This window comes from Streptomyces tricolor (assembly GCF_002155905.1).
Lineage (GTDB): Bacteria > Actinomycetota > Actinomycetes > Streptomycetales > Streptomycetaceae > Streptomyces > Streptomyces tricolor.
The window spans coordinates 1-7,778 of the sequence record NZ_MUMF01000606.1; the positions used below are offsets into that span (position 1 = coordinate 1).

At 75.5% G+C, this 7,778-nt stretch carries 10 protein-coding genes and 1 pseudogene; 5 read left to right on the forward strand and 6 right to left on the reverse strand.

The features are described from left to right. The 5 genes from CCN44_RS35025 to hypA form a co-directional block, all read left to right on the forward strand. Positions 1-444, forward strand: a 444-nt coding sequence (locus CCN44_RS35025) for a NifU family protein (RefSeq protein ID WP_107502139.1), incomplete at its 5' end; no start/stop codon positions are given. Beyond that, positions 441-1,037: a DUF5947 family protein gene (locus tag CCN44_RS35030; protein WP_086702525.1), complete on the forward strand. Its 597-nt coding sequence runs from the start codon at positions 441-443 to the stop codon at positions 1,035-1,037. The genes CCN44_RS35025 and CCN44_RS35030, both read left to right, overlap by 4 nt. Before the next feature lie 20 nt (positions 1,038-1,057). Then, positions 1,058-1,264 carry a hypothetical protein gene (locus CCN44_RS35035; RefSeq protein ID WP_059247212.1) on the forward strand — a complete coding sequence of 69 codons (207 nt, stop codon included), beginning with the start codon at positions 1,058-1,060 and terminating at the stop codon, positions 1,262-1,264. 20 nt (positions 1,265-1,284) lie between these two features. Beyond that, positions 1,285-1,476: a hypothetical protein gene (locus CCN44_RS44185; RefSeq protein ID WP_223284102.1), complete on the forward strand. Its 192-nt coding sequence runs from the start codon at positions 1,285-1,287 to the stop codon at positions 1,474-1,476. A gap of 7 nt (positions 1,477-1,483) precedes the next feature. Continuing rightward, the gene (gene hypA, locus CCN44_RS35040) at positions 1,484-1,840 is read left to right on the forward strand and encodes a hydrogenase maturation nickel metallochaperone HypA (protein ID WP_086702527.1); all 357 of its coding nucleotides are present in this window, start codon (positions 1,484-1,486) and stop codon (positions 1,838-1,840) included. A gap of 21 nt (positions 1,841-1,861) precedes the next feature. On the opposite strand, the gene hypE is transcribed toward hypA, so the two are convergent. The 6 genes and pseudogenes from hypE to CCN44_RS35070 all read right to left on the reverse strand — a co-directional run. Continuing rightward, the gene (gene hypE, locus CCN44_RS35045; protein ID WP_059247214.1) at positions 1,862-2,944 is read right to left on the reverse strand and encodes a hydrogenase expression/formation protein HypE; all 1,083 of its coding nucleotides are present in this window, start codon (positions 2,942-2,944) and stop codon (positions 1,862-1,864) included. Further along, positions 2,937-4,073: a hydrogenase formation protein HypD gene (gene hypD / locus CCN44_RS35050; RefSeq protein ID WP_059247215.1), complete on the reverse strand. Its 1,137-nt coding sequence runs from the start codon at positions 4,071-4,073 to the stop codon at positions 2,937-2,939. Before hypD ends, hypE begins: the two co-directional genes overlap by 8 nt. Beyond that, positions 4,070-4,360, reverse strand: a complete 291-nt coding sequence (locus CCN44_RS35055; RefSeq protein ID WP_059247216.1) for a HypC/HybG/HupF family hydrogenase formation chaperone — start codon at positions 4,358-4,360, stop codon at positions 4,070-4,072. The genes hypD and CCN44_RS35055 overlap by 4 nt, the downstream gene beginning before the upstream one ends. Positions 4,361-4,363: 3 nt before the next feature. Next, a complete protein-coding gene (gene hypF / locus CCN44_RS35060; protein ID WP_086702531.1) occupies positions 4,364-6,715 on the reverse strand; it encodes a carbamoyltransferase HypF in 2,352 nt (783 codons plus the stop codon). Continuing rightward, positions 6,712-7,437 carry a hydrogenase nickel incorporation protein HypB gene (hypB, locus tag CCN44_RS35065; protein ID WP_086702534.1) on the reverse strand — a complete coding sequence of 242 codons (726 nt, stop codon included), beginning with the start codon at positions 7,435-7,437 and terminating at the stop codon, positions 6,712-6,714. The genes hypF and hypB overlap by 4 nt, the downstream gene beginning before the upstream one ends. A gap of 60 nt (positions 7,438-7,497) precedes the next feature. Next, positions 7,498-7,778, reverse strand: a pseudogene (locus CCN44_RS35070) (hydrogenase maturation protease); the annotation flags it as partial.

Consider the following 7,778-nt stretch of genomic DNA (forward strand, 5'->3'; position numbering starts at 1 on the left):
GCGGTACGGCTGCTGACCGAGGTCTACGGCGAGGCGCTCGCCCGGGTGCTGGACCACGCGGCGCAGCCGCTGCTCCAGCAGCTGGCGGAGGACGAACTGCTCGGGCATCTGCTGGTCCTGCACGGCATCCACCCCGAGCCGCCCGAGCGCCGGGCCGCCCGCGCGGTCGAGCGGATGCGGCCCGCGGTGCGCGAGCGCGGCGGTGACCTGGACTGGGCCGGCGTGGAGGGGCGGGTGGCCCGGGTCCGGCTGCGCACCGGCGGCGGGTGCGGGTCCGGCTGCGGCGGCGGGTCGGCCGACGTCCTGGAGGCCGTACGGGCGGCCGTCCTCGCGGTGGCCCCGGAGCTGGAGTCGGTCGAGCCGGTCGCCGCCGAGCGCGCGGCGGCCCCCGCGTTCGTACCGTTGAGCACGCTGCGGCGCCGGGCGACCCAGGAGGCGCGGTGACCGCGGACGGCGCGCTCGCCCGGCTGATCCGCTCCGCCGCCGACCGCGCGGCGGAGGCCGACACCGAGGTCTGCGAGCTGTGCGCGGCCCGCGTGGCCGAGGAGCACCCCCATCTGTACGACACCGGGGCCGGCCAGGTGCGGTGCGTGTGCCGGCCCTGCTCGGTGCTGTTCGCCGACGGCGGGGTGGGCGAGGCCCGCTACCGGCTCGTGCCCCGGCGCCGGCTGCGGCTGCCGCCGGTCGACACCGGGGTGCTCGGGGTGCCGGTGGGGCTGGTGTTCTTCGTGCCGCGCTCCGACGGCAGGGTCACCGCGCAGGGGCCGAGCCCCGCCGGGGCCATGGCCTGGGAGGTGGACGCGGCGGCCTGGCAGCGGCTGGCCGCCGCGGTCCCGCAGCTCGCCGGCCTGACGCCCGATGTGGAGGCGCTGCTGGTGAACACCGTGCGCGGGCTGGAGGAACACTGGATCGTGCCGGTCGACGACTGCTACCGGATGATCGCCCTGGTCCGCCGTGAGTGGCGGGGGCTGTCCGGTGGCGGCCGGGTCTGGCCGGCCGTAGAACAGTTCTTCGGGGAGCTGACCGAGCGGTCGTGAGGACCGGAAGGAGACCGGAGATGGGCAGCATCCGAGTGGGCCGCCCCCAGGCGAAGCCCGACACGCCCAGCCATGTGCGCGGGCTGCACCAGGGAAACAAGGGCCCGTACCAGCACCAGACCGGACACCACGAGGACGGCAGCTCCGACGCGCGCCGCTCCACCGGTATCCACTGGAAACGGCATGACGCCCTGGTGAAGGACATGCCGAACATTTCGCCGGGATGAGGGAGCGCGACGTGACCGTGATGAACATGAGCATGCGCAGAAGAAGGGCCGCGCGGCCGGGGATGTCGGGACGCCGGCTGCTCAAGGCCCAGGGCGCGCTGGCCGGCGGCCTGGTCGTGGCCGTGCTCGTCAAGGAGTTCCCGGGCATCGTGCGCGAGTTGCGGATCTACCGGATGACCGGCGGCCTGCGCGCGCGCCGCCGGTACCCGTGAGGCCGGCGTGCACGAGCTGTCGATCGCGACCGCGATCGTGGAGCAGGCGGCGGACATCGCCCGCGCGGACGGCGTGGACGGGGTGTCGTCGGTGACGGTCAGGGTCGGCGAGCTGGCCGGTGTGGTCCCGGACGCGCTGCACTTCGCGTTCGAGGTGGCCCGCGACGGCACGGCGCTCGCCGCGGCCCGGCTGATCGTGGAGCAGGTGCCGGCGCGGGCCTGGTGCGGCGGGTGCGCCGAGGAGTTCGCGGTCGGGGTGCCGCCGTTCTTCTGGTGCCCGCACTGCGACCGGCCGTCGCGGGAGTTGCGCAGCGGACGGGAGCTGGAGATCACGGGCGTCGCCGCCGCCCCGGCCCCGGCCTGAGCGCGGGGCCGGGGCGGCGGTTCAGCAGATCCGGGGCAGCTGCTCGCCGAGCGGCAGGTCGAGCACCCGGGTGCCGCCCAGGCCGGTGGCGACGACCACCATCCCGGGGTGGTCGGCCACGCACTCGCCGATGAGGGCGGCGCCGGTGCCCTGCGGGTGGGCGCGCATGGCCGCGAGGACGGCCTCGGCGTGCTCCGCGGGCACGAAGGCGACGAGCCGGCCCTCGTTGGCGACGTACAGCGGGTCCAGTCCGAGGAAACCGCAGGCGTTCGCGACCTCGTCCGGTACCGGGACGGCTCGCTCGCGCAGCCGGACACCGGTGCCGGAGGCGCGGGCGATCTCGTTCAGCGCGGCGCCGAGGCCGCCCCGGGTGGGGTCGCGCAGGACGTGGAGGTCCGGGGTGACCGCGAGCATGGCCGCGACGAGGTCCGCGAGCGGCGCGGTGTCGGAGGTGATCCCGACGCCGAACTCCAGGCCCTCGCGCACGCTGAGGACGGCCACCCCGTGCAGGCCGATCGGGCCGCTGACGATGACGGCGTCGCCCGGCCGGGCGCGCTGCGGGCGGATGTCGACGCCCTCGGGGACGAGGCCGACGCCGGCGGTCGTGACGTAGACGCCGTCGCCGTGCCCGGACTCGACCACCTTGGTGTCACCGGTGGCGATGGTGACGCCGGCCGCCTCGGCGGCGGCCCCCATGGCGCGGGCGACGCGCTCCAGCACGGCCAGTTCCACGCCCTCCTCCAGGATGAAGGCCGCGGAGAGATGGGTGGGCCGGGCGCCGCTCATCGCCAGGTCGTTGACGGTGCCGTTGACGGCGAGATCGCCGAGGCTGCCGCCGGGGAAGAACAGCGGGCGTACGACGTGGGAGTCGGTGGAGAAGGCCAGCCGGGCCCCGCCGAGGCCGAGGACGGCCGAGTCGGTGAGGGCCGCGAGGGTGGGGTTGCCGTAGGCGGGGGCGAAGACCTGGTCGATCAGCTCCGCCGACAGGGCGCCGCCTCCGCCGTGGCCCATGACGACGACCGGCTGGTCACGCAGGGGGGCGGGGCAGGTCCAGTTCGCGGGGTCGACGGCCGCTGCGGTGGATGCGGTGGCGAGGTCAGCCAACGGGGTTCATCTCCTGTGCGGAACTCACGGGTGCCGGGCTGTCGGTCATCCTGCGGTACAGGTAGTAGGCGGCGCAGGCGCCCTCGCTGGAGACCATGGTGGCGCCGAGCGGGGTGCGCGGGGTGCAGGAGGTGCCGAAGGCCGCGCAGTCGGTGGGCTTGATCAGGCCCTGCAGGACCTCGCCCGCGCGGCACGCGGCGGGTTCCTCGGTGCGGATGCCGGTGACGTCGAAGCGGTGTTCGGCGTCGAAGTCGCGGAAGGCGTCGGTGAGCCTCCAGCCGCTGTCCGGGATGCGGCCGATGCCCCGCCAGTTGCGGTCGGTGACCTCGAAGACCTCCTCGATCATGCGGACGGCCGCCGGGTTGCCCCGGTCGCGTACGGCGCGGGGGTAGGCGTTCTCCACCCGGTGCTCGCCGCGCTCCAGCTGGTGCACGGCGCGGCGGATGCCTTCGAGGATGTCCAGCGGCTCGAAGCCGGTGACGACGACCGGGACGCGGTGCCGCTCGGCGAGGTCCGGGTACTCGGCGGTGCCCATCACGCTGCACACGTGCCCGGCGGCGAGGAAGCCCTGCACCCGGCAGGCGGGCGCGGTCATGATGGCCTCGATGGCCGGCGGGACCCGGACGTGGGACACCAGCAGGCTGAAGTTGGCCAGGCCCAGCCGGCGGGCCTGGTGGACGGCCATGGCGTTGGCGGGGGCGGTCGTCTCGAAGCCGATGGCGAAGAACACCACCTGCCGGTCGGGGTGTTTCCGGGCCAGGTCCACGGCGTCCAGCGGCGAGTAGACGACGCGTACGTCCCCGCCCTCGCCCTTGACCCGGAACAGGTCCCGGCCGGTGCCGGGCACGCGCAGCATGTCCCCGAAGGAGCAGAAGACCACCTCGGGGCGGGCGGCGATCTCCAGCGCCTTGTCGATGACGTCGAGGGGGGTCACGCACACCGGGCAGCCCGGTCCGTGGATCAACTCCACCTCGTCGGGCAGGAGTTGGTCGATGCCGTGCCGGATAATGGAGTGGGTCTGGCCGCCGCAGACCTCCATCAGGGCCCAGGGCCGGGTGACCGTGGCCCGGATCTCGTCCAGCAGCCGGCGCGCCAGCTCGGGGTCGTTGAACTCGTCGATGTACTTCACCGGGTCTCGCTTCCGCTCTCCTGCCGGGCCGCCTGCTCCCAGGCGTCGCCGAACTCCTCCTCCAGCAGCCCCAGTTGACCGAACAGCTCCAGAGAGGCGCGGGCCGACTCCTCGTCCAGCCGCTGCAGCGCGAAGCCGACGTGGACGATGACGTACTCCCCCACCCGGACGTCGGGCAGATACTCCAGACAGGCCTGTTTGCGTACGCCGCCGAAGTCGATCAGGCCGGTGAGCGGGTCGGCGCGATGGTCGATGGACACGACCTTGCCGGGCACTGCCAGACACATGGGTCACTCCGTCTCGTGGTTGACTGCTGTTCCCGCGACCATCAGCTGACCGAGCGCCAGACCGCCGTCGTTCGGGGGGACCTCGCCGTGCCGGAGGACGGTGAAGCCGGCTCCGGCGAGCAGCGCGGCGGTCTCCTCCTCCAGCAGGGCGTTGGCGAAGACACCGCCGGTGAGAGCGACGGTGGTGCGGCCGGTCTCCGTCCGGGCCCGGCGGCAGGCGTCCGCCACCGCGCGGGCGACGCCCCGGTGGAAGCGGGCGGCCAGGACCGGGACGGGGGTGCGGCGGGCCCGGTCGGCCAGGAGTGTGCGCAGGGCGGGTGCCGGGTCCATCTCGCGCCCGTCGGCGGTGAACCCGAACGGGTAGGCCGCCGCGTCCGCGTCCCTCGCCTGCCACGCCGCCGCCTCCAGCTCCAGCGCCGCCTGCGCCTCGTATCCGGCGCGGTGGCACAGCCCCACCAGGGACGACACGGCGTCGAAGAGCCGGCCCATGCTGGAGGTCGGCACACAGGCCAGTTGCCTGGTCAACTGGCGGCGCAAGAGGGCGAGTTCCGTTTCCGTGCAAGCCTGCACGCTCGGCAGCTGCGGCGCCCAGGGCAGGCCCGCCGCCCACAGCCGGGCCAGGGCCAGGCGGCAGGGGTTGGCCACGCCCGCGTCGCCGCCGGGCAGCGGGGCGGGGGCCAGGCGGGCGAGGCGCCGGTAGCCGGTGTAGTCGGCGAGCAGGATCTCGCCGCCCCACACCGTGCCGTCGTCGCCGTATCCCGTGCCGTCGAAGGCGACGCCGATCACGGGCGTGCCGCCGTCGAGGCCGTGTTCGGCCATCGCGGCGGCGATGTGGGCGTGGTGGTGCTGGACCAGCACCGGCTTGCCGAGGCCGAGCCGGGCGGCCCGGTCGTGTGCCCGGCGGGTCGAGTGGTAGCCGGGGTGGCGGTCGGCGGCCACCCGCCGGGGGGTGACTCCGGTGAGGCGGGTGAGGTGCCGTTCGGCCCGTGCGGCGGCTTCCAGGGCGGCCAGGTCGGCCATGTCGCCGATGTGCGGCCCGAACCAGGCCTGGTCGGCCTCGCCGAGACAGAGGGCGTTCTTCAGGTCGCCGCCGGTGGCGAGGGTGGGACGGACCGGGAGCGGGAGGCGGAGCGGGCGGGGGACGTAGCCGCGGGAGCGCCGCAGGACCTGTGCGGTGCCGTCGGGGCGGACGCGCAGCAGGGAGTCGTCGCACGGGCACGCGATGGGCCGGTCGTGGGTGAGCCAGGCGTCGGCGAGTCCGGCCAGCCGGGTCAGCGCCTCGGTGTCGTCGGTGACGATGGGCTCGCCGGAGCGGTTCCCGCTGGTCATGACCAGCACTCGGGGGCCGGGCGGATCGCCGGGCAGCCCGAACAGCAGGGTGTGCACGGGGGTGTAGGGCAGCAGCAGGCCGATGTGCGGGCTGCCCGGGCAGACCTGGCCGGCCAGGCGGAGGCCGTCCGCGGGGGTGCGTCTGCGCAGCAGGACGATGGGGCGGCGGGCGCTGGTGAGCGCGGCCCGCTCGGCGGCGCGGAGCACCGCGACGCGCTCGGCCGTGCCGAGGTCGGCGCACATCACCGCGAACGCCTTGCCGCCGCGTTCCTTGCGGGTGCGCAGGGTGGCGACGGCCCGGGCGTCGGTCGCGTCGCACGCCAGGTGGTAGCCGCCGATGCCCTTGACGGCGATGATCCGCCCGGCGGCGAGCAGCGCCCGGGCCGTGGCGAGGGCGTCGGCGTCCCGGGCCGGGCGGACGCCGAGGCCCGGGGCCGGGACGAGGGCGAGCCGCGGGCCGCAGTCGGGGCAGGCGACGGGCTGGGCGTGGAAGCGGCGGTCGGCGGGGTCACCGTACTCGCGGGCGCAGGCCGGGCACATCGGGAAGCCGGCCATGGTGGTGGCCGGCCGGTCGTACGGCATCCCGGTGGCGAGGGTGAAGCGGGGACCGCAGTGGGTGCAGGTGACGAAGGGGTGGCGGTGCCGGCGGTCGCCGGGGTCGGCCAGTTCGCGCAGGCAGTCGGCGCAGGTCGCGGTGTCGGGCGGCAGCTGGGTGCGGCCCGGGGCGCGCTCGGTGGGGCGGATGGTGAAGGGGCCGGTGGCACCGGTGGCGGGGAGGTCCTCGCAGCCGACGCCGGTGACGGTCGCCAGCGGGGGCGGCTGCTCGGTCAGCCGGCCGGAGAACCGGTCCACCTCCTCGGGCGGGCCCTCGACCTCGATGAGCACGCCGTCGGCGGTGTTGCTCACGAACCCGGCCAGCGCGTGCCCGGCGGCCAGGCGGTGCACATAGGGCCGGAAGCCGACGCCCTGCACCGTGCCGCGCACGGTGATCCGGCGGCGCACCGGGCCGGCGGCGGGCGCGGTCACGAGACGCGCGCGGAGGCGTGGTGGTCGTGGGTGTGCGGGTGCGGCGCGAGCGGCGGGCGGTGCGGCGGGGCTCCGTCACGGGCGGCGAGGGCGCGGTCGAGCAGGGTGCCGACGCCGGTGCCGGTGCGGGCGCACGAGCGGATGATCTCCACGCCCGGGTTGACCTGGTGCACGTTCTCGTGGAAGAGGCTCTCGTCGAAGCCGGCCGGCCCGGCCAGGTCGGTCTTGGTGATCACGACGAGATGGGCGGAGCCGAACGCGGTGGGGTACTTCAGCGGCTTGTCCTCGCCCTCGGTGACCGCCATCAGCACGATCCGGAGGGTCTCCCCGAGGTCGTACGAGGCCGGGCAGACCAGGTTCCCGACGTTCTCCACGAAGAGCAGGGCCGTGTCCGCCGGCAGCCAGTCCGCCAGCCGGGCGCGGACCTGGCGGGCCTCCAGATGGCACAGTCCGTCGGTGAGCAGCTGCCGGACGGGGGCGCCGGACCGGGCGAGCCGGACGGCGTCGTTCTCGGTGGCCAGGTCCGCGGTGAGCGCGGCCGCCGGCACGCCCCGCTCCCCCGCCCGGGCCAGCACCCGGGCGAGGAGTTCGGTCTTGCCGCTGCCCGGGCTGGACAGCAGGTTGACCAGGGTCACGCCCTGCCGGGCGAGGTCGTCGCGCAGGCTCGCGGCCAGGCCGTCGTTCTTCGCGAGGACGGCCTGTCTGAGGTCGGACCGGCACATGGGCGCTGCTCCTCGGATGCGGTGACGGGGTCCGGGCCGCATGCCGCGCCGCCCGGGGTCTCACCGATCTTCGGCTCCGGGGGGTGTCGTGCCGGGCAGCGCAGCCGCGTGCGGAGTGCCGGATTCCATCGGGCGGCCCAACGGGGGCAGGGGCCCGGTGGGGTCGGCGAGCAGGGCGGGCACGAGCGCGTGCAGCGTGTCGACGGCCCGGTCGACGGCGTCCCGCACCGGTGCGCTCAGCCCCGGCAGGAGGTCGTCGTCGCTCGGCAGGACACCGGGTTCGCAGGCCAGGACGAGGACTCTGGGCAGCGGCTCGTCGCCCAGGTGGGCGGCCAGGGCCA

Coding starts and splice junctions, on each gene's coding strand:
- CCN44_RS44185 (WP_223284102.1), top strand. CDS start 1,285: ATGAACATGAGCATGCGCAGAAGAAGGGCCGCGCGGCCGGGGATGTCG.
- hypB (WP_086702534.1), bottom strand. CDS start 7,437: ATGTGCCGGTCCGACCTCAGACAGGCCGTCCTCGCGAAGAACGACGGC.
- CCN44_RS35035 (WP_059247212.1), top strand. CDS start 1,058: ATGGGCAGCATCCGAGTGGGCCGCCCCCAGGCGAAGCCCGACACGCCC.
- CCN44_RS35055 (WP_059247216.1), bottom strand. CDS start 4,360: ATGTGTCTGGCAGTGCCCGGCAAGGTCGTGTCCATCGACCATCGCGCC.